This is a genomic window from Novosphingobium sp. PhB57 (assembly GCF_004342985.1).
Lineage (GTDB): Bacteria > Pseudomonadota > Alphaproteobacteria > Sphingomonadales > Sphingomonadaceae > Novosphingobium.
Genome location: NZ_SMBO01000007.1, coordinates 56634 through 78603 on the forward strand (window position 1 = coordinate 56634; position 21970 = coordinate 78603).

The 21970-nt window shown below is 64.2% G+C and carries 13 protein-coding genes; 9 read left to right on the plus strand and 4 right to left on the minus strand.

The annotated features are described in order from the left end of the window. Positions 1-142 precede the first annotated feature (142 nt). The 4 genes from EDF58_RS20160 (at position 143) to EDF58_RS20175 (ending at position 6795) form a co-directional block, all read left to right on the plus strand. Positions 143-1786, plus strand: coding sequence for a hypothetical protein (locus tag EDF58_RS20160; RefSeq protein WP_132268850.1), 1644 nt, complete (start codon positions 143-145; stop codon positions 1784-1786). Positions 1787-2122: 336 nt separating this feature from the next. After that, a complete protein-coding gene (locus EDF58_RS20165; RefSeq protein WP_132268852.1) occupies positions 2123-2587 on the plus strand; it encodes a hypothetical protein in 465 nt (154 codons plus the stop codon). Positions 2588-3096: 509 nt separating this feature from the next. Then, a complete protein-coding gene (locus EDF58_RS20170; RefSeq protein WP_132268853.1) occupies positions 3097-5763 on the plus strand; it encodes a S8 family serine peptidase in 2667 nt (888 codons plus the stop codon). A gap of 486 nt (positions 5764-6249) precedes the next feature. Then, on the plus strand, positions 6250-6795 hold the full coding sequence (locus EDF58_RS20175) for a calcium-binding protein (protein WP_132268855.1): 546 nt from the start codon (positions 6250-6252) through the stop codon (positions 6793-6795). Positions 6796-7010: 215 nt separating this feature from the next. On the opposite strand, the gene EDF58_RS20180 is transcribed toward EDF58_RS20175, so the two are convergent. Together EDF58_RS20180 and EDF58_RS20185 are read right to left on the minus strand one after the other, a co-directional pair. After that, on the minus strand, positions 7011-7238 hold the full coding sequence (locus EDF58_RS20180) for a hypothetical protein (RefSeq protein ID WP_132268857.1): 228 nt from the start codon (positions 7236-7238) through the stop codon (positions 7011-7013). Between the two features lie 43 nt (positions 7239-7281). Next, positions 7282-9798 (minus strand): calcium-binding protein, encoded by a 2517-nt coding sequence (locus tag EDF58_RS20185; RefSeq protein ID WP_132268858.1) that lies wholly within the window; start codon positions 9796-9798, stop codon positions 7282-7284. A 201-nt stretch (positions 9799-9999) separates the two neighbouring features. Here EDF58_RS20185 and EDF58_RS20190 point away from each other — a divergent pair, with 201 nt between their 5' ends. Continuing rightward, positions 10000-11685, plus strand: a complete 1686-nt coding sequence (locus tag EDF58_RS20190) for a hypothetical protein (protein ID WP_207913068.1) — start codon at positions 10000-10002, stop codon at positions 11683-11685. Beyond that, positions 11682-12842 (plus strand): acyltransferase, encoded by a 1161-nt coding sequence (locus EDF58_RS20195; RefSeq protein WP_132268860.1) that lies wholly within the window; start codon positions 11682-11684, stop codon positions 12840-12842. The genes EDF58_RS20190 and EDF58_RS20195 overlap by 4 nt, the downstream gene beginning before the upstream one ends. Positions 12843-13120: 278 nt before the next feature. On the opposite strand, the gene EDF58_RS20200 is transcribed toward EDF58_RS20195, so the two are convergent. Next, positions 13121-14137, minus strand: a complete 1017-nt coding sequence (locus tag EDF58_RS20200) for a LacI family DNA-binding transcriptional regulator (RefSeq protein WP_132268861.1) — start codon at positions 14135-14137, stop codon at positions 13121-13123. Beyond that, complete coding sequence (locus EDF58_RS20205) at positions 14134-15399, minus strand: MFS transporter (RefSeq protein ID WP_132268863.1); 1266 nt, start codon at positions 15397-15399, stop codon at positions 14134-14136. The genes EDF58_RS20200 and EDF58_RS20205 overlap by 4 nt, the downstream gene beginning before the upstream one ends. A 177-nt stretch (positions 15400-15576) precedes the next feature. Here EDF58_RS20205 and EDF58_RS20210 point away from each other — a divergent pair, with 177 nt between their 5' ends. From EDF58_RS20210 to EDF58_RS20220, 3 genes are read left to right on the plus strand one after another with little or no spacing between them, the layout of a single operon-like run. Continuing rightward, on the plus strand, positions 15577-18054 hold the full coding sequence (locus tag EDF58_RS20210; protein ID WP_132268864.1) for a TonB-dependent receptor: 2478 nt from the start codon (positions 15577-15579) through the stop codon (positions 18052-18054). 22 nt (positions 18055-18076) lie between these two features. Further along, entirely contained in the window at positions 18077-19630 is a 1554-nt protein-coding gene (locus EDF58_RS20215; RefSeq protein ID WP_132268866.1) for a tryptophan halogenase family protein, read from the plus strand. Continuing rightward, positions 19627-21930: a glycoside hydrolase family 3 protein gene (locus EDF58_RS20220; RefSeq protein WP_207913070.1), complete on the plus strand. Its 2304-nt coding sequence runs from the start codon at positions 19627-19629 to the stop codon at positions 21928-21930. Before EDF58_RS20215 ends, EDF58_RS20220 begins: the two co-directional genes overlap by 4 nt. Positions 21931-21970: the final 40 nt, after the last annotated feature.

Sequence of the window (21970 nt, forward strand, 5' to 3'; positions counted from 1 at the left end):
CCTTGCCTTGGCCGCGATGGCAGCTTTGGTTGCCGCTTGGCAGGCGCCTCTCCGGCCAGTGCGTCACCGTATCGAGATAGGCGCGCTGACCACTAGGCCCCGGGGAATCACTTGGCCGGAGCAGGCCTCCCCTGTTGCACCGATGCGGCTCGGAGCGGCCTCGAACTTCTCGCAGGGCTGGAACGAGGCGATGTTCTCGGCCGCACTGGCTCTTCCCCTGACGAACTGGCGCGACAGCATTCGCTGGGCGGATGTCGAGAAGACCAAGGGGCAATATACTTTCGAGACGCCGATGACCCGGTTTCCCGAGCGACTGGCCGCCGGCGGCGCCCGGCTGACTGTAACGCTCAATTGGGGCAACCCACTCTATGACGGCGGACAGACGCCCCATTCGCCCGAAGCTCTGGCGGCCTTCAGCCGCTTCGTGTCTGAACTGGTGAGACGCTATCCGGCGATCGACACTATCGAGGTCGGCAACGAGATCAACGGCGCCAACTTCGTAAACGGGCCGGTGAAGAACGCCGATCTTGCAGGCAGAAGGGCCTACCATCTGGCCATGGTGGGCAGCGCCGCCGAGGGCGTGAGGTCGGCCCATGCCCGAGTTCGCGTGATCGGCGGATCGGTACACTCGCTGCCGGGCGGGTTTCTCTGGTCGCTGCTGGACGCCCCCGGTGCAGCCTACCTGCAAGGTCTGGCGCTCCATCCTTATACGACGCCGATCGACCAGTTGCCGGCGCAGATCGGCGTGCTTCGGCGCCAGAGCGCCTTGCGGAAACAGCCCCTCCACATCACGGAATTCGGAAGCCAAAATCCGCAGACGGCGCCGGATGAACTCGTGCGTGCCTACGCGACCCTTGCGTCGCTGGGCGCGGCCGAAATGGACTGGTATCCGCTGGGAGAGCGGGAAGACGGTTTCGTCCCGCTACTGCGCCGGGACGGAACACCAACCACGGCAGGCCGCGCGTTTCAGTTCGTGACTGAGCAGCTCGTGTCGACGCCAGCGCGCAATCTCAGCCCCGATCCCTTCACATTCATCCACGCTTTCGGTCCGAATCTCTGGGTGGTCTGGGGAGCGCCGCGCGCCATCCGGCTGGACCCGGTCGCCGTGACGGCTCTCGACGCCACGGGCACTCGGATCAATAACGCGGATCTCAGGCTCGACGAAACCCGGGTTCTGATACTCCGGGGCCGCAAGCCATTGGTCCTTGGCGAGAACGTGAGCCTCGATTGCTCTCCCCTTGTTGCCGACAGCTTTCTGGGCTTCACATTTCCCGATGACCCCGTCCGGCCATCCCGTGCTCCGCCTGACTTCACGGCTTACGCGCAGACGGCCACGGGAAGGGTGCCCCTTGCCACCATGCCCGGTCAGCAGAACGACGGCGTGCCCTGGACGCCCTATCTCGGTAGAAAAGACGCCGCGCTTCCGCGGCTCGCGGCCGACCTCGCTTTGCCAGGTCCCGGAGCAGAATTGCTGCTGGAATATAGGTCTGCCCATACCCGGACTCTGCACATCGTTGGCGAATTCACGGCGGCAAATCCCGGTGCGGCCGGTACGGCAATTTCATTCTCGGGAAATGACGGGCAGGTATCGCTTATCCAGCAAGCGCCCCATTCCCTGTTCGATAGGCAGGTTCAGGCCCAGGCTGATCGGAACCTGACATTCTCGATCGGGTGGAATGGTACAGCGCGAGACAGCGCCACCCGATACCGCATCAGTGTGTTCGATCCTGCGGCCTGTCCTTCAGGCCGACCCAGCACAGGACAAAAGCTGCCGATCATGCGATGAAACCTTGATTCTAGCGCACGACAGGCGCTTTCGGCCATGCAGCGCGGCAGTATGCCCGAAACACTGCGGACAGGGCCGGATCACAAGCCTTGTCCAAGGGGCTCAAACATTGCAACCGCCCTAGGCCCCGCGACGGAGCACTGGTTGAAGCGCTGGCCCGCCTCGTCATCCTGAACTTGTTTCAGGACCCCAGGCCAACGGTTGTTCCGGAACCGCGATGGACTTACGACAAGGTTCAGACGGCATCGGCGAAGCCCTGAAAGCAGCGGAACACGCCCCCGCACCGCCATTATCGTTCGCTTGCAGCCGGCAGTGCGATCGGGCAACCGTTAGGGAATGACACTGCCCGATCCACTTCACGAAACCATTGTCGCCGTGGGATCGATCTTGGCGGACGCTCGCGACCCCTGGTGGATCATTTCCGGCGCGGCTGCAGCGATCCATGGAGCGCAGCCAATCACTGTCTCGGACGTGGATGTCATGCTCAGTATCGAGGATGCCAAGCGCCTGTTCGCCCGAATCGGCATCGCGCAGGAGCCTCAATCGAACCACCCACGCTTCCGATCCGAAATCTTTGGCCGATGGGAAGCCTGCCCACTGGTTGCCGAATTCATGGCAAACTTCGTCTTGCGCGATCTGGATGGAGTGTGGCGACCCATGCTCCCCTCCACCCGCCGCGCCGTAACCATCGGCGCCATCACGATTTTCGTACCGGAGTTGCAGGAACTTCGCGGGATGTTTCAGAGGTTCGGCCGTCCGAAGGACCTGACGCGCATAAAGCTCCTCGATCACCTCTCCTAGCCGGAGTTGGCCAAGCCTGGGACGAGAGCATCCACCTTTTCGGGCGATCCCGGACATTCCACACTCATATCAAGGCTCGCTCATTTCGCAGGGCCCGCAAACGCCGCGGACTGAAAAAATCTGTTCGCCTAAGTCCAACTCCTTAGTCCCGAGCGCCGCGGAATTCTGCGTAGATTTGCGTCTCGAATTCCTTGCCGGAAGCACCAAAATCGGCGGCCAGCCGGCCCGATGGTTAACGCCAGCTTTCTCGCGGTACTGCCAATCGCCTGTCCCCATTGAAGAAAACCGCGGCGACCGGCTTATCGATTCTAAATTACCCGGAATAATACCTAAACAGTAGAAACAAATCGTACAGATACAGCACTGGCGAAACCTAATTTCAATTTACTGCACCAAGAAGCCCGTGATTAGTTTTATTCCGCAAAAACGCTCCTCGCTGAACACCCCATTCCGATCCATTCAGGTCCGAATTTCATCGAACCTATTTGGACAATAGCGAGTTTCGAGCCATGAGCACCAAGATCAATAGCAATTCTGTTTCAGGCGCCGCAAGTCTCACCCCGTATTACGGCGATCTTCTTGAAAAGCAGCAGTGGTATCTTGACGGATCAACCCGCTCGAAACTGAGCATCGATACCTATTCCGTCTGGAAGGACTACAATGGCGCAGGCGTGAAGATTGGCGTGATCGACACCCAGATCGACTTTCGCCACACCGATCTGAAGAAGGCCTACGATACCGCGCTCGACTTTAATTTCGCGTCCGGCACGGATAATGTCGCAATCAGCGCCACCGCGCTTCCTGCATCGCATGGCACGCTTGTCGCGGGCGTGATCGCAGCCGAGGCCGGCAACAGCGTGGGCACCGTGGGCATAGCCTCGGGCGCCACTCTTGTCGGCTACGGCGTCGACTATGCCGCTGCCAACGCCGCCGGCCAGATCGCGGCGGCCCTAGAAAAGTCCGCGGCGGTCGACGTTGCCAACAACAGCTGGAGCTTCGTCGAGAACTTTGCCGACAATTTCGCGGTCAATCCCGAATACAAGGCCGCGCTGGTCCACGCCGTTTCCGAAGGTCGCGGCGGCCTGGGCACCTCCGTAGTCTTCGCGGCGGGCAATGCCGGGACGACCGGCATCTCCAACTATCACAACTTCCAGAACTCGCCTTACGCGATTGCCGTGGGCGCGGTCGACAGTGACGGCAGCCCCTCTTCCTTCACCAGCCTGGGCGCCAACCTACTGGTATCCGCTGCTGGGCGCGATGTGATGACAACCACCCTGAACGACCGCTACGAAAGCGTGAACGGAACCTCGTTCGCCGCGCCTGCGGTCTCGGCCGCGGTCGGCCTCATGCTCCAGGCGAACCCCAACCTGGGCTTTCGCGACGTACAGGAAATCCTGGCCTATTCCGCACATCGCGTCGGCCTGAGCGACAGCGCCAACTTCGGCGACGGCTGGCGCACCAACGGCGCCGACAACTTCAACGGCGGCGGCCTGCACTTCAGCGACGCCTTCGGCTACGGCTTCCTCAACGTCCACGACGCCGTCCGCCTGGCCGAGACCTGGGACCAGCAGCAGACTTTCGCGAACATGGCCAGCGTCAGCAAGACCGTCGCCTCGGCGCAGACGCTGGTGGCCGGTTCAAACGACCACATCTCGCTGGACATTCCGATCACCGACGCCGTCAACCTTGAGCACGTGCAGCTCTCGATCGACCTCAACTGGCTGAATTCCGGCGACATCGACGTCTATCTGACATCGCCGGACGGCACCCAGGTCCGTCTCGTCTACGACCTTCCCACCGAGACGCGCGTGGGCAGCATCCGCAATTTCACCTTCAGCTCGGTCGCATCGATGGGCGAGGATTCCGCCGGCACCTGGAAGGTGGACATCTACAACCGCGATCCCGCGGCCACGGAAAAGACCGGCGTGCCGCTCAGCGGAAAGTTCAAGGGCGCCACCCTGACCCTGATGGGCGACGCAGCCGTCTCGAAGAACGACACGTATATCTACACCAACGAATTCGGCGTGCTCTATCAGGGTGACGATCTAGCCCACCGCAGCGTCCTGCAGGATGTGAATGGCGGAATCGACACGATCAACGCCGCAGCCGTGACGACGAACTCCGTCGTCGACCTGACGGCGGCCAAGGCAAGCTCGATCGCCGGCGTCACGCTCTCGCTGACGGCGAACACGATCGAAAACCTCTACACGGGTGACGGCAACGATACGCTGATCGGCAGCAGTGCCGCGAACACCCTGAACGCCGGGCGTGGCAACGACGTGATCTATTTCAGCTTCGGCAACGACAGGATCGACGGCGGACAAGGCGTGGACAGCCTGGTGCTGAACTGCGCGGTGTCCAAGATCGCCGGATCGCTGGCCGCCTCGGGCGCGCTGCTGATCTCCGCCAAGGCGGGCGAAGTGTCGAGCGTGTGCAACGTGGAAAGCTTCACCTTCTCGGACGGGACCTATTCCTACGATCAGTTGGCCAAGCTGCTGGCCGCAGGCGGCGTCTCGGCCGGGCAGCCCGTCTCGCAAGTTCCGTCCGAGCCTGCGGGCGGCGGCTCCGGCGTCACCGTCGAAACCCCCGCTTCCGGCACGCCGACGGAGCATGCCGCGACCAGCCCTTATGGCGACGCCGATCACGTCTATGCCGCCAGCCTCAACGGCACGGCCGCCGACGACCGCCTGACGGGAACCGCGGCAGGCGAGCGGATCGACGGGCTGGACGGCGCCGACAAGCTGCGCGGCATGGCCGGCGATGACGGCATTCACGGCGGCAACGGCGACGACACGATCTACGGCGACGATGGGCACGACTACCTCTACGGAGACGGCGGCGTGGACACGATCATGGGCGGCGCGGGCAACGACTGGATCTTCGGCGGCACCGGCGCGGATCGTATCTATGGCGAAGCCGGCGCGGACACATTCGTGTTCGACGCCGCCGACCTTTCGGCCATGGATACGATCTACGACTTCAATGCCGCCGACGGCGACCGGATCCTCATCACCGGCGCCGGGAACAGTGCCACGTTCGACATCGTCACCAGCGCCGGCAGCACTTATCTCGAGATGCATGACGAGGCCGGAGACCATCTCCTGGCCCGCCTGAAAGGCACCGGCATGGACGGCCTGCACATGGCCGACACTGACGCCGGCCTGCTCTGGGCCTGAGAATCCGGCTGCCCTCTCGCGGCATCGCCCCGACGCTCCGGCTGGATGCAGCCAAGGAAAAGGCCCCGACCGATCGGGGCCTTTTTTCCGTTTCCGCAGAACAATCCTCGTCCGTATCGGACAGGCCGAAAGCTGTATCGCCTCACCCAAGCGCTTGAACAGGCCTATTTCCAGATTGTCAGGCACAGCATGATCCAAGCAATTATACTTAGTATTAGCTCCGCAACGAATTAATACTGCACCATCAGCGACGCCATGATGATTTATTCTATTGCCACTCCCTCGCGATACGGAGTATTCGTCTGGCACGATAGAGAGTAGGTCGAATTGCTGTTCCAGATCCACCAAACGGGAATTGGGCAACAGGGGAACTTCGCCAAGTCTCTTGAGTGGGCGTGATTTGCTGAAGAGATAATCGGGAAGCCGGCACAATCGTCGTCGAATTATCGCGATTCATGACTCAACGATTTTCGGAAGGAACATCCCGTGGCAATAATTGATGGATCTTCGATTGGTGATATCCTGTCGGGCACTTCGGCCAATGACGAAATCCTGTCCGGCCAGGGCAACGATACCGTGCACGGCAATGGCGGCAACGACATCATCCAGGGCGGCGCGAACAGCGACAATCTCTATGGTGACGAGGGTGACGACATTCTCTGGGGCCAGGGTTCGCCGGATAAGCTGCGCGGCGGCGACGGCAACGATACGCTCCACGGCGGCGGCGGCGACGATCGCCTTTATGGCGGCGCCGGAGACGACATCATCCAGGGTGGTGCCGACAACGACGTGCTCTATGGCGACGACCCCAACGACCCGTCCGTAACCGGCTCCGACATCTTCCAGTTCGACAAGGACGATGGGTCGGACAAAGTGTTCGATTTCGAACAGGGCATCGACAAAGTCCAGCTGACGGACGGTGCCGGATATTCGATCTCGTTCTTTGGAGACAATACCATCCTGACCTACGGCAGCACTTCGGTAATGCTCTACGACGTCCACCTCGTCGATGCGGACATTCTCGTCGCCTGACACCCAAGGCACACGACAAGCACCGGAGAAGGCCCATCCTTCTCCGGTTCTTCGTGTCCATAGGCCGGGGCGCGCGGCGCGCGCGAATGTCGCCCAACGGCGACCGTATCTCGGCGTTGTCCAAGCGCGGATGGGCAGTTCAAGGCTAGGACAGGAACGCAGTATGCCTTGGAGACACCGCCTGACACCACGGCAGTGAAATCCAGACCTGAACCTCAGATCAGGAGCGTCAGCAGGCAGCCCCAGGCCAAGGCGGAAAGACTTGCCGCCACCGCCAGCCCCAGCATCGGTCGCCGCGGCCCCTCGCTTGCAAAGACATGCTCCAGTGCTGCCGTCGAACGACAGAGGCGCGCGCTTTCGCCGGGATCCCGTCCGCGATGCGCTGCCGCCCAGGGCGAAGATCGATGCACTGCCCCCTCCGGCACGGCGGCAGTCCGGTGCATCCTGGCCTCCGCAAGGCCGTCGGTCGCCGCCGGGCGGCGCGGATCAGAAAAGGATGACATCGGTCGCATCGATCATCGGCTTTCCGCGCAGACTGGCCAAGGCAACTGCAGAGGCCGCACCGTCGCCGTCCGCATCGTAGTAGAGCATGCCGATCGCGGGATCGTAGAACAGGTGCATGTCGGGTCTCGTCGCCTGATTTCCGATTCCAAAGCCCTCCACAACGCCCGCCGACCAGCCAGCGATGCCTGGGAAGGCATCCCGGTCGATGGCGATGCGGTCCACGCCATGGGTGAAATCCAGGATGACATCGGCGTTTCGGCCGGATTCCAGCACGTCGAACAGGAACACGTCCGCCCCTGCTCCGCCCTGCAACTTGTCCGCGCCGCCACCGCCCGAGATCACATTGGCACCGTCATTGCCATAGATGATGTTCGGCAGCGCATTTCCGGTTCCGTCGATATCATCGGTGCCGGTCAGATAGAGATGCTCGATCCAGTCGCCCAGAACGAAGTCCACATCGGAACGGACCGTATCGACGCCGTCTCCCGCGATGTGCTCGACAACCTGTTCCCGAACGTTGTCGACATAATACGTGTCGTCCCCGCTTCCGCCCTCCATGCGATCCGCCCCGTGCCCGCCGTCCAGACGATCCGCGCCGCTTCCGCCGATCAGGACGTCATCCCCATCGAGCCCCAGCAGACGGTCGTCTCCCGCGCCGCCCTCCAGGTGGTTGCCGTGAGCATCCCCCGAAAGGATGTCGTTGTAGCTGGAGCCAATCGCGTCGGACGCGCTCACGGCGACTTTCCTGCCATCGACCACCGCACTCGCCGCCGCCAGATCCAGCCGAACGCCTGCCTTGGCATTGCTCCAGTCCGCAGCAGGAACCTCGGCCATCGCCGCGAGCGCCGGCGCCTCGGAGAATATCTGGATATGCCGCGCAGTGGCGTCGCCGGTCGCATTGGCACCCGACGATACTGTGAACTCCACCCGGTCGCCCGCCGCTAGCCTGACATGGTCGAGACTGAAGCTATAGCGATTGCCGTGGGCCGGATCGTAGACGTGCTGCTGCAGGGTCTGCAGATCATTGACGGTCACGGTGAGATAGATGCCATCCTTGGACTGGTCGCCCACGTCGTAGTCGCCCTTGATCGTGAAGAGACCGGCCACGGGAGACGTATATCGCTCCAGGACGGCATAGCGCGAGGCGGCACTGGTCCCGCCGGAAAAGTCCACGGGCGTCACGCTGGTCGCATTGACCTCCAGCGGGCGGAGCCATTGCGATCCCAGGTAGGGCGTCCAGGGTTCCCCGCTTTTCAAGCCTCCGCCCATGGTCTGGAGAGCCGTCGTCTGCCCCGTTCCCGACCGGGTGAAGTAGGACCAGGGGCCTTCGAAACCGGCGCCGGCGGCATCCCTGTTGGTCACGTCGAACTGGTCGAAACTGTCCGCGACGAGCGCCCCGGCATGAAAGGCCACCGATGCGGCCGAGATCGCGCCTTCGGACTTCAGGATGATCGGCTGATCTGCCGAAATCCTTCCATCGAATTGGGCGATGCGGTTCCCCTCCAGATCGTAGGCGGCAACTTCCGGGGCCAGGGAAACCGAGCCGGTCTGCCCCCAGAGCACCGCCGCATTATCTCCGAAGGTATAGAAGTAAGTGAAATCATCGGTGGCCACTCGCGCGATCGTCGGGGCGCCTGCCAACAGGCCGTCGAGGAACTGGAAGGCCTCACCGGCCGGCGTGGCTTGCCCCGCAGCCGTGTTCCACAACTCCATGTTCGGAAAATAGGATTGCCGCGCCAGGGCATACCAACTCGCGCTTTCGATCCCGGCCGCCCCCATGACGCTGAGCATCTTGGCCAGATAGGCGGGCGCCTCATCCAGGGAGGCAAAATTGCCGCCGAACTCGGTAACGCGGATCTCGATCCGATTGCCAATCACGCCGCGCAGCACGCCGATCTGGTCGGCAAACTGTTCGGGCGGCGTCGTGTAGGGGTGGATCGATATCGCGTCGAGAAGATCCAGCGTCCCCAGCGCTTTGAGATCGGCAAAATAATCGACCGGAATGGAATGGGTTGCCCCGCCCACCATTTCCACCTCGATACCGGCCTTGCCAAGCGCGGTATCCACTGCGGAGACCAGTTTGGCATAGTAGTCATCACGCTCGGCGGCCGAAGCAGTAGCGATCGGGCCGGTAACGAACGAGTTCGAATTGTATTCGTTGCCGATCTCGATCGCGCCTACGCCGGGATAGTGCTTCAGAGTGGCGACGACGAAGTCGGCAAATGCCTGCCGGCCCGCATCGCTGTAGACGGTGAAACCCTTGTCATAGAGAGCATTGGCATGGGCGAAAGTCAGCGTGACGAAGAGCCCCTGTCCCAGCGCCCGATCGAGCCAGGCGGCCTGCGGCACCGTGAAGTCGTAGCGACCGGCCGCCGTCTCCACGCCGCCCCAGGGAATGCTGTCGCGAATGGCCTCGGCGCCAAGCGTTGCTGCGGCATCGAGCAGAGAGGGGCTCCAACCCTGGCTGAAATGGGTTTGCGCACCCAGAACGATAGTCATGAAACGGCCTCGTGGAATGGTTTCGCTCCAGATGCGCCGCAGACAGTACCAATCGATGTAAGTGCATGGTTATCCGCCCGAACATCTCTCCTGACAGACTGTTCCTTACCCACCACGTATTGTTACTTATAGATACTGCGCCTTTCGCCGATTTGACGGTCGTTCTGCTGAAACAAAGATCGATAATGGCCATGCTTCCTGTTGAACTGCGGGCCGTTACGTCGATTTCGGAGATGTTCGCGCTGCAAGATCGGCCTCTGCACGACTAAGGTAACACCAGTTCGCGCTCGCAAGGGCGACGCTACCGGAGATCGACTTGATACCCGCCAGAGCCAGCAATGCTTCAGGAAGTGCACCGGGGCGTGGAACCTTGGCGTCAGTTTCAGTCGCCTCATGAACGCCCTTCCCATCGTCCTGTTCTGGCTCCTCATCTGTTGCGCCATCATCAGCCGGCCGCCTTTCGCGCTCTACCTGTTCTTCGCCACGATGCCCTTCGGCGCCTGCGCCGCGATCCCGACCAACCTCACCGGCGGCCTGACATTCGTAGCGACACCGATCGTGGCGCTGATTATCATCGGCAAGACCTTCCTCACTCGCGGCGGGCCTTCGTCTTTCCTCACGCTGGCGCTCCTGCCGGACCGGCTGCTGTGCCTTTTCGCCTTCTGGATCGTCGCCAGTGTCGCCACGCTGTTCATGCCGCACCTGTTCGCCGGAGACATCCTCGTCGTGCCGGTTCGCGGCGTTCTGAGCACGCCCGTGCCGCTGCATCCAACCACGCAGAACCTGTCGCAATGGGTCTACATGACCATCTCGGTCTTCACCGTCTTTGCCATGGCCAGACTGCTCCAGAATCCTGCGATGCGCCAGCATGCCCTCCAGTCCATCTGCCTGGGCGCCGCAATGCTGATCGCGACGGGACTGCTCGACTTCGCAAGCCAATACCTGCCTCTCGCCGCGGTGCTCACGCCGTTTCGGACGGCTTCCTACGCCCTCGCGACCGAAGTGGAAGTGCTGGGCTCGAAGCGCGTGGTCGGCCTCATGCCGGAAGCCTCGGCCTTCGGAAATTACTGCCTAGGATTCCTCTGCGCCTTGCACTTCTACCGGCGCGCAATCCTGAGCCAGACGTTGCGCGACAGGATATGCCCCATACTGCTCGTCCTGCTGGTCGTCCTGTGCTGGCAGTCCAAGTCTTCCGCCGCCTATGTGGGGCTGGCAGTGTTCGCGGCGATGGCCGCACTGGAATGGCTGCTACGCGCCCATGCGCAAGGTCGGGGCGCGCATGTATACAGGCAAGGCCTGATGGGCGAATTGTCCGTTCTCGTCACGATACTGGTCGCGATAACCCTTGCGCTGCTGTTCAAACCGGGCTTGCTCGATCCGATACTGGCCTTGATCGACCGGATGGTTCTGCAGAAGACATCCTCCCTGTCGTACGAAGAACGCGGAATGTGGCGGGTGATCGCACTTTCCAGCCTGTTCGACAGCCATGGCTTCGGGATTGGCCTGGGGAGCACCCGCTCTTCCAGCAGCATCGTCGCGGTGTTGAGTGCAACGGGAATACTGGGCGGAATTCTGTTCTACGCCTTCGCGGCGCAATCGTTCTTTCGATCCCCGCGATACGGGACCGTGGAATCCGAAATCATCATGTCGGCATTCCGGTTTTCCTATGTGCCGATGATCGTCGTATCGTTGATGATCGCTGACGCCAACTTCGAGCCTTTGACCGGGTTCGGGTTCGGCATCACCGCCGCCCTTGCCATCGCCCAGGCACAGCGAAGGGGAATGGGCCATGTGCCGGAAGGGTCGCCCGCGCAGCCTCCCGCATCGCTCAGTGCTGCCTCGATGGATCAAGCGGCGCTTCTGCCGAGCGGAGCTGCAACCTCATGACCGCGGCGACGGCGTTGACCAACGCGCATGATCGATATGGTCTCCTGGATGAACTTCGCGGAATTGCGGCTCTTGTCGTCCTGCTCTTCCACATCGGGACGCGCATCGGTGCGCCGGTGGTCGCTGCCAACGGCTACCTTGCGGTCGACTTCTTCTTCATGCTGAGCGGCTTCGTCCTGGCGGAAGCCTATGGACGGCGGCTCACCGGCGAGATGACCTTCGCCGAATTTGCCATGCGGCGCATGGCTCGGATGATGCCGATCGTGGTTCTCGGCGTCTGCCTTGGGACGACTTACGCGCTCACCCGCTGGTACGCGGCGCCCTCCCGGTCGGACGACCTGCCGACGATCCTGGGAAGCGCCCTGCTCAATGGACTGCTGCTTCCGAAATGGTGGCGCGGATCGGCAACGGGCTGGGAAGTCTTTCCGATCAACGGCCCCCTCTGGTCGCTGTTCTTCGAAATCGTCATCAACCTGATATGGGCGACATGGCTGGTCGCCAGACGCCCCGGCACTTTGGCTTTGCTCGCGATCCTCAGCCTGGTCAGCCTCTGCCTGCTGGCGCGCCATCACGGGACAATGGATCTCGGCTGGAGCGGGCCGACGCTGGCGGGCGGCATGGCGCGCGTATCGTTCGGTTTCCTGACCGGACTCCTGATCCACGCGGCGCGTGATCGGCTGCCCGTGCTGGGGCGAGGCGCTGCCACGATCGCGATCATGGTGACTGTGGCAGCGCTGGCCCTGCCAGTGAGCGATGTATCTTGGGTGGTTGCCATGACGGCCCTGGCACTGCCGGCCGCGCTGGTGCTGGCAGTATGCTCCGGCCGCCAGCGCATTGTGCCGGGCGCCCGGTTCCTCGGCACGATTTCCTACGCCGTCTACGGGCTGCACGTCCCCTTCCTGGCGCTCTATTCGGGCCTTTCCGAAAGATTGACCGGAAGAAGCGATGCCGGGTTCGAAGCCTACCTGATGGTTCCGGTCATCCTGGGCGTGGCCGCCCTCGCCACCACTTTCTACGACCGCCCCGCCCAGCGCATTCTTCGCAAGGCCCTGGATGCGCGGTATCGGCAGCACGGCGTGGAAGTATCACTGGCGCGCAAATCGCCCGCAAATCCCGTGGGCGCGAGAGGACTCCGCCACGAAACCGCAGACTCGTGAATGGGCACGACGAATCCTGGTGCGACATGGTCGCATGCAAAACGGACCCGCGGGACTGCATCCGTTTTTCTCAAGTGCCGGATGTGTAGATGATCGGTCGTAGCAAGGTCTCGGCAATGCCCAGATCGATCCTGGGCTCCGTTCCATCCAGCCTGAGAGCGCACATCCCCGGCCCCGCACTCTCAGGGAGAGCGGCCGGCCACTGGAAGGCTCTGACGCGCTCCGATTTCGCGACCCCTGGCCCGGCAATTTTCGCCCCGCTTACCGGCGCCTCACAACTATGCCGGGCCCGTGCTGCCACGCAGGATGAGTTCATGCGGCAGCATCAGATGCGCGTGCTCGTCCCCCGCTTTCTGCCGGAACTGCGGGTTCACCAGAATATCGACGGCCGCTGCCGCCATCTCCGCCTTGGGCTGGCGGACGGTCGTGACTTGCGGCCAGGCCGCCCGGGAAGACGGCGCATCGTCGAAGCCGCAGACAGAGAGCCTTTCCGGCACGGCAATGCCATGCTTCATCGCGGTGATCAGCACCCCGAGCGCCATGTCGTCGTTCGAGGCGAATATCGCGGTGGGGCGTTCCGGCAGCGCCAGAAGGCGCTCACCCAGTTCCATGCCCGTGCGCGAACTGAAGTCTCCGCGCACGATGCAGTCCTCATCGACCGTGACGCCCGCCGCGGCCATGGCCTTGCGGAAGCCCTCTTCACGCCGCGCCGAGGCGCTATGGCTGATCGGGCCCTGGACGAAACCGATCCGCCGATGGCCAAGGCCCAGCAGATATTCCGTCATCTCCTGCGCTGCACGGCGATCGTCCATGCGCACCGTTCCCGAAGCCGGCGGGGCGCTGCTGGGCGCGACAAGAACGGTGGGCAGGCCGGACTCGGCGAAAACGGCCATCAGCGCCGCTTCGTCACAGATCGGCGGGGCGACGATCGCCCCGTCGAGCCGCAGCGCCGCGATACTGCCGCGAACCTGGCCCTCCCAATCGGGCGCCGTCAGATCGACCGGCTCCACCACCAGGTGGTAGCTGCGCTGCCGGCAGCCGATCAAGGCTCCGTGCTGAACGTCCGTGGCATAGCCCGAGACGGGATCGTCGATGAACAGGCCCAGCAAATAGGAACGCGAGCTGGACAGGCTGCGCGCAAAGGCATTGGGCCGATAGTCGAGTTCGGCCACGACTTTCTGCACCAGTTCCCGCACCTCGGGCCGCACATAGGCCTCGCCGTTGATGACGCGGGACACCGTCTTGGGCGAGACGCCGGCCTTGGCCGCGACATCCTTGATCGTGACGATGCTCAAGACGCTGCCTCCCCGCCGCGCACGCACAGGGCGGCGAACAGGGCGATCCCCACGTAGCAGGCCGCCGGCAGCAGCAGTGCCAGCAGCAGGCCGATCGCGTCAGCCGCCATGCCGGTAAGCAGCGGCACGATCGCACCGCCGACCACCGCCATGCAGAGCCACATCGAGGCCAGCGGGGCCTTGCTGCTGTCCCGCGGCATGGCGAGCGCGTAGATGGTCGGGTACATGATCGCGTTGCACAGACCGACAGCAATCAGGGCACCGGCACCAACCGCGCCGGGCAGCAGGGCCGCGGCCACCGTCAGCATGATCGCCGCCAGGGCCGCGTAGACCAGCAAGCGGGCCTCGGCGATCCAGGTCATCAGCCAGGCTCCGGCGAAACGGCCGATCATGGCCCCCGCCCAGTAGAGGCTGACCAGTCGCCCGGCACTGACCGGCTCCAGCGCCAGCCGGTTCGGCAGCATCAGCACGTTCGTCATCAGCGTCCCGATCGTCACTTCCGCGCCCACGTAGAGGAAGATCGCACAGACACCCCAGAGAAGCCGGCGCTCGCCGAGCACGGCGAAGATCTGCCGGGTCCAGTCCCGCGGGAGATAGTCGCCCGCGGCGGACGGCGCGTCGGCCAGCAATGCCCGGTGCGCGATGTAGAACGTGGCCAGCGTCGCCAGCCCTGCCCCGATGGCGATGAAGGGTATCGACGCGGTCACCTCCACGCGCGCGCCGGGGGCGATGTCGGCCAGAAGGAACGGCGCGCTCACCAGCGGGCCAAGCACGGTGCCGAGGGAGTTAAAACCCTGCAGCAGGTTGAGCCGGAAAGCCGAGCGCCGCGACGGGCCGATCACCGTCACCACCGTATTGGCCGCGATCTGCAGGACCGTCTGCCCGGCCGAAAGCAGCAGCAATGCTCCCAGCACCAACAGGAATTGCCGCATCCCCTGCGCGAGGACCAGCGCCAGGCAGCCCGCCGCCATGACGGTCAGTCCCGCCGCGATCGCCCGCATATATCCGATTCGAATCACCGATAGCGCCGCCGGCAGGGCGAACAGCAAGTAGCTGGAGTGGAAAGCCAGCTGGATCAGCAGCGCGCTCTTGTAGTCCAGCGCCAGCACCGACTTGAGCTGCGGCACCAGGAGGCCGACCGAAGCGCTCAGGAACCCGCCGATGAAGAACACGCCGATGGAGAGCCAGAACAGGCGGCGAGTCACCGATTCCTGCGCTTCGGACGTGCGGCTGATCGGGGGGGAAAGCGACATGGTGGACATCTATGGCACTCGGCAGGCGAAGGCAAACGGGCCGGATCGCGGAAATGATGTGTCATGAAATCCACAATCTGACATCGATGTCAAATCGTTGCCGAACCGTTTTCAAATGCGCTTGACATCGATGTCAGATTGCGGCCATCAGCCGCTCACAAGGTACAAACCATCTGGGAGGATGACATGACGAGGCACGATCTCGTCGCGGGCACAGCGCTCGCGGCTTGCCTATTTTCCATTTCCACCGCAGCCCACGCGCAGGATGCCGCAGCACCTGCCCAGAATTCGGCGCAACAGGCGTCGTCGGCTGCTTCCAACGGTGACATCATCGTCACGGCCACGCGCCGCGAAACGACTCTTCAGTCGACGCCGATCGCGATTTCGGCCTTCAGCCAGGAAACGCTGACCAAGAACGGCGTCAAGGACGTTACCGACCTGGCCCGTTTCGTGCCTTCGCTGCAGTTCAACCAGCAGGGCGACCAGTCGGCCGTGCTGCTGACCCTGCGCGGCATCGGCAACGACAGCGCCTATACCGAAGTGGCCGACCCCGAAGTCGCCATCTATATCGACGGCATCTATTCGCCGCGCTCGCAGGGCGCCTCGGTACTGATGTACGACATGGAACGCGTGGAAGTGCTGCGCGGCCCGCAGGGCACGCTGTTTGGCCGCAACGCCACCGTCGGCGCGCTCAGCCTGATCTCGGCCAAGCCCAAGCTCGGTGAGTTCAGCGGCAATGTCGAAGTGACCGCCGGCAACTACGACCGTCTCGGCGTGCGCGGTGCGATCAACATCCCCGTCACCGACACCCTGGCCTTCCGCGTCGCTTTCGTCAGCGACCGCCACGACGGCTATGCCGACTACCAGGCCGCGCCTGACATCGCCGGCATCAACAAGTCGGCCTTCGTCACTTCGGGCAAGAAGTACTATGCCGCCGACCAGCAGTCGGGCCGCGTCTCGATGCTCTGGCAGCCGAGCGAGAAGTTCAGCTGGAACCTGTCGGCGGAAGGCTTCCTCGACAACGGCGCGCCGGTTATCGGCCTGCTCCAGACCCCGCGCGCGGGCACCAAGCGCTGGTCCACCCTGAGCGACACCGCGCCCAGCACCGACCGCTATTCGGTCGCCGTGCGCAGCACGATGAACTACGACATCACGGACGGCGTCCAGCTCAGCTACATCGCCGGCTGGTCGCGCATCGGCGGCAGCACCCGCACCGATGCCGATGCGGGCGCCCTGCCCCCGACCGGCCAGGTGGATGCGGACGGCAACGACCTGCCGCTCGGCGCCTTCAACGAGAACGCCACGCTGTCGTCGCGCTATGACTTCCAGAGCCACGAACTCCAGCTCAAGTCGAGCGGCGAGAACGAACTCGACTGGATCCTGGGCGCTTACTACAGCCACGAGAAGAACAAGATCCGCTTCGACATCGACCAGCGCAACGGCTACCGCGACGGTACGTTCAGCTGGGCGGGCAGCTTCATCCAGGCCAATCGCCAGATCGACAGCCGCGCCGTGTTCGGCCAGACCGTGTGGCACGCCACCGACTGGCTGCGCCTGACCGGCGGCCTGCGCTACACCTCGGACAAGAAGCAGGACATCGGCGGCCGTAACGTCACGTTCTCGGGCGACGGCTGCACCGATGCCGACAAGGCACCCGGCGGCGCCTGCACCACCGGCATCTTCGGCGCCTATCCCGATGCTTCGGCCGCGGAACTGGTGGCCCTGCTGCCCGGCTTCTCGATCTCGAACAACGACGTGAAGGGCAAGTGGGACAAGCTGACCTACCTCGCCCGCGTCGATGCCGATCTTGCCGAGGACACGCTGGGCTATGCCAGCATCTCCACCGGCTTCAAGTCGGGCAACATCCAGGACAATGCCGGTCTGACCGATCCGGAAACCCTGACCAACTACGAAGTCGGCCTCAAGACCCGCCTGCTCGACCGGGCCGTGACGCTCAACCTGGCGGCCTATTATTCCGACTTCAAGGGATACCAGGTCAACCAGGCCGTCACCTTCCGCGACGATGCCGGCAACGTGGTGCGCAGCCAGATCGTGACCCAGAACGCCAAGGGCGCGAAGGCTTACGGCCTGGAAGCGGAAATGAATGCCGCCTTCACCGCCAACGACCGCCTGAACTTCTCGGCTACGCTGCAGAAGACCAAGCTGGACGATCTGGAAAGCGTCGACGGCCGTCTCTACGACGGTGGCAAGGCGTCCTCCATCGTGCAGCTGCAGGGCAACGAACTGGCCCACGCGCCGCGCTTCTCGGCCACGCTGAGCTACGAGCATGATTTCGAACTGGCGAGCGGAGCCCGGATCACCCCGCGCTTCACCACCCATTACGAAACCAAGAGCTGGCTGAGCTACTTCAACGGCGACGCCAATCCGTTCGTGAACGTCAACGATCCGGCCGACAACATGCCCGACCGCGGCACCAACGGCACGTCGTGGGACAAGCAGAAGGCCTACTTCCGTTCCGACGCCTCGCTCCGGTTCAGCCCGGCAGACGGCAGGTACTCGGTCGAAGCCTTCGTCCAGAACATCGAGAACGGGCATATCCGTACCGGTGCCGGTGCCTTCGGCGCGCCGCGCTACGATCCGGTGTTCCTCTCGAACCTGCAGCCGCCGCGGACCTGGGGTGTGCGCGCCAGCGCGAACTTCTGATAGCGAGCTGAAAGGAAAGAACATGACGACCGACTATCCCTCCTCCGGTCGCGTCGTCATCCTGGGCGGCGGTACGGCCGGTTGGCTGGCCGCCGCCTACCTTTCCCGCACGTTGAAGCTGCCGAACGTCACGCTGGTCGAATCCAGCGAGATCGGCATCATCGGCGTGGGGGAAGGGACTTTTCCCACGATCCGCACGACACTGGCGGGCCTGGGGATCAGCGAGGCGGAATTCCTGGTCCGTGCCGACGCCACCTTCAAGCAGGGTGTGCTGTTCGACGGCTGGGCCACCGGCACCGACAGCTATTTCCATCCGTTCAACCTGCCCGTGGGCGGCGAGGACGAAGCGCTGCTGCCGCACTGGATCGCCGATGACAGCGGCCAGCGCCTGCCCTGGGCCGATGCCGTCACCGTGCAGGAACAGGTGATCCGCGCCGGACGCGGTCCCAAGCGGGTCGAAGACCCCGACTTCTCCGGCCCGATGAACTATGCCTACCACTTCGACGCGGCCCGCTTCGCCGATTACTTGCGCGACATATCCGTCGCCGCCGGTGTCGACCGCATCGAAGGAACCGTCGCCACCGTGGAGCGTGCGGACGACGGCGATATCGCCGCGCTCGTGCTGGCCGATGGCCGCCGCGTGGAAGGCGACTTCTTCCTGGATTGCTCGGGCTTCCGCTCGCTGCTGATCGGCCAGACGCTGGGAGCGGGCTTCACCTCCTGCGCCGGCAGCCTGTTCAACGACCGCGCCCTGGCCATGCAGGTGCCCTATGCCGAACCCGGCGCGCCGGTGCGGCCCTATACTCTGGCCACCGCGCACGAGGCGGGCTGGACCTGGGACATCGGCCTCAGCGAACGGCGCGGCATCGGCTATGTCTACTCCAGCCGCCATTGCTCGGACGAAGAGGCGGAAGCGACCCTGCGCCGCTATGTCGGCAACGAAGGCGACAGCCTGACCCCGCGCCAGCTGCGCTTCGAAACCGGCTACCGCGAGACCCAGTGGATCGGCAACTGCGTGGCCGTGGGCCTTTCCGCCGGCTTCTTCGAGCCGCTGGAATCGACCGGCATCATGCTGATCGAGGCCGCGCTCAAGATGATCGGCGAATTCCTCGTTCCCGGCGGCCGCGCCGCCCGCGACGCCGCCGCGCGCAGCTTCAACCGGCTGATGGCGGCCCGCTTCGAGCGCATCGTCCATTTCCTCAAGCTGCACTACTGCATCACCCGGCGCACCGACACCGCCTATTGGCGCGACAATGCCGATCCGGCCTCCATCCCCGAAGCCTTGCAGGACATGCTGGCGCAGTGGCGCCACCGCCCACCCTCGCGCTTCGACTTCGTGGTGGATCTCGAGACCTTCCTGCCGCCAAGCTACCACTACATCCTCTACGGCATGGGCTTCGAAACCAGCCTTTCCGGCGGAGCGGCCCGCTATCCCGGTGGCGCCGCCGCGCGCGATGTCTTCTCCCGCGTCCGCAGCGCCCATGCCGGCGCCCGCGGTGCCCTGCCGGACCACCGCGCCCTTCTCGACCATTATCACGCTCGCTCGGCCCCCCAGCCCATTAAGGTTTTCCGATGATTTCTGCCACCAAGACTGCCCTGATCGCCGGCCTCATGGCCGGCGCCAGCCTGAGCGCACCGGCGCTGGCTCAAAACGCGCCTGTCCGGAGCGCGCCTGCCCAGAGCGCTGGGGCCTCCGCTTCCGCCGCGACCTCCCCGTCCTCCCAGGCCCGCGCCGATGCCCTCGTCAAGCAGATGACGCTGGAAGAGAAGCTGCAGCTGGTCCACGGCTTCTTCCCGCCCCTGGCCAAGCCGGCGGTGCCCATCGCGATGATCCCCTCTGCCGGCCATATTCCCGGCATTCCGCGCCTGGGCATCCCGACCCTGCGGGAGAGCGACGCCAGTCTCGGCGTTGCCAACCAGATCGAGCAGCGCAAGGGCGACGTCGCCACCGCGCTCCCGGCCAGCATCGCCACCGCCGCCACGTTCAACCCGAAGCTCGCTTATGAAGGCGGCGCGATGATCGGCGCCGAAGCCCGCGCCAAGACCTTCAACGTGCTGCTGGCCGGCGGCGTCAACCTGACCCGCGACCCCTGGAACGGCCGCAATTTCGAGTATCTCGGCGAAGACCCGCTGCTCGCCGGCGTCATGGTGGGCCAGCACATCAAGGGCGTGCAGAGCAACCACATCGTCTCCACCATCAAGCACTTCGCGCTCAACTCGCAGGAAACCGGCCGCACCGTGCTCGATGCCCGGATCGGCACCGCCGAACTGCGCGAGAGCGACCTGCTGGCCTTCCAGCTTGGCATCGAGAGCGGCAATCCCGCCTCCGTCATGTGCGCCTATAACAAGGTCAATGGCGACTATGCCTGCGAGAACGACTGGCTGCTGAACAAGGTATTGAAGCAGGACTGGGCCTACAAGGGCTGGGTCATGTCCGACTGGGGCGCGGTCCATTCCACCGAGAAGGCGGCGATCAACGGTCTCGACCAGGATTCCGGCCAGGAACTGGACGACCAGATGTTCTTCGACGCCAAGTTCGCCGAAGCGGTGACGGCCGGGCGCATCCCGATGGCCCGCCTTGACGACATGGTCCGCCGCATCCTGTTCGGCGTGATCGACAGCGGCTTGATGGACAATCCCGTTCCCGAAAGCGCCCAGCAGATCGACTATGCGGCTCACGCCGAAGTCGCCCAGCGCGCGGCCGAGGAAGGCATCGTCCTGCTCAAGAACCAGGGCGACCTGCTGCCTCTCGCCAGGACCGCGAAGAAGATTGTGCTGATCGGCGCCCATGCGGACGTGGGCGTGCTTTCGGGCGGCGGGTCCTCGCAGGTCCGCTCCGTAGGTGGCGCGCCGGTCGAAATCCCCCTGACCAAGGGTGCCGCCGCCTCTTTCGCGCGGATCACCTGGCATGCCTCCTCGCCGCTGAAAGCGATCCAGGCCCTCGCGCCGGGCGCCAGCGTCACGTATGTCGACGGCAGCGACCCCAAGGCGGCAGCCGCCGCGGCGAAGGGCGCGGACATGGCGCTCGTCTTCGCCTGGGCCTGGCGCACCGAGGCGCAGGACCCCGAGAGCATGGCCCTGCCCGACAACCAGGACGCGCTGATCGAGGCCGTCGCCGGCGCCAACAAGAAGACGCTGGTGGTGGTCGAGGCCGGCGGCCCGGTGCTCATGCCTTGGGTCAGCCGCGTACCCGCCATTCTCCAGGCCTGGTATCCCGGCCAGCGCGGGGGCGAGGCGATCGCCAATATCCTGTTCGGCGCGGTCGATCCTTCGGGCCGCCTGCCGATGACGTTCCCGGTCGGCATCGATCAGGCCCCGCGCCCGCAGCCGCTCGGCCTGGCCGAACTCCACGCCGCCGAAGCGCGGCGCAGCGCCGGGGACAAGACCGTCTACGGCATGAGCGGCGGCGTCGCCTCCTTCCCGGTCGATTACCCGGAGGGCGCCGATGTCGGCTACCGCTGGTATGCCGCGAAGAACGAAAAGCCGCTGTTCCCCTTCGGCTTCGGCCTTACCTACACCAGCTTCCGCTACGCCAACCTCAAGGTGTCCGGCGGCGCCAGGCTGACCGTCGCCTTCGACGTGACCAACAGCGGCAAGCGCGAAGGCGCCGACGTGCCGCAGCTCTATGTCGAGGCGAAGAGCGCCGCAGGCACGAGCGCCTATCGCCTGGCCGGGTTCGAGAAGGTCTGGCTCAAGCCCGGCGAGACCCGCCACGTCTCGCTGACCGTCGACCCGCGCGTGATCGCCCGTTTCGACAACGCCGCGCCCGGCTGGATCGTCGATGCCGGCGCCTATCGCCTGCGCATCGGCCACTTCGCCGGTGACGCCGCTCTCGAAGGTGCCGCCAATCTCGACCGGGTGACCGCCAGGCCGTGACGACCAAGCCCTGACACCCCCGGCGGCGGCACCGGCTTCC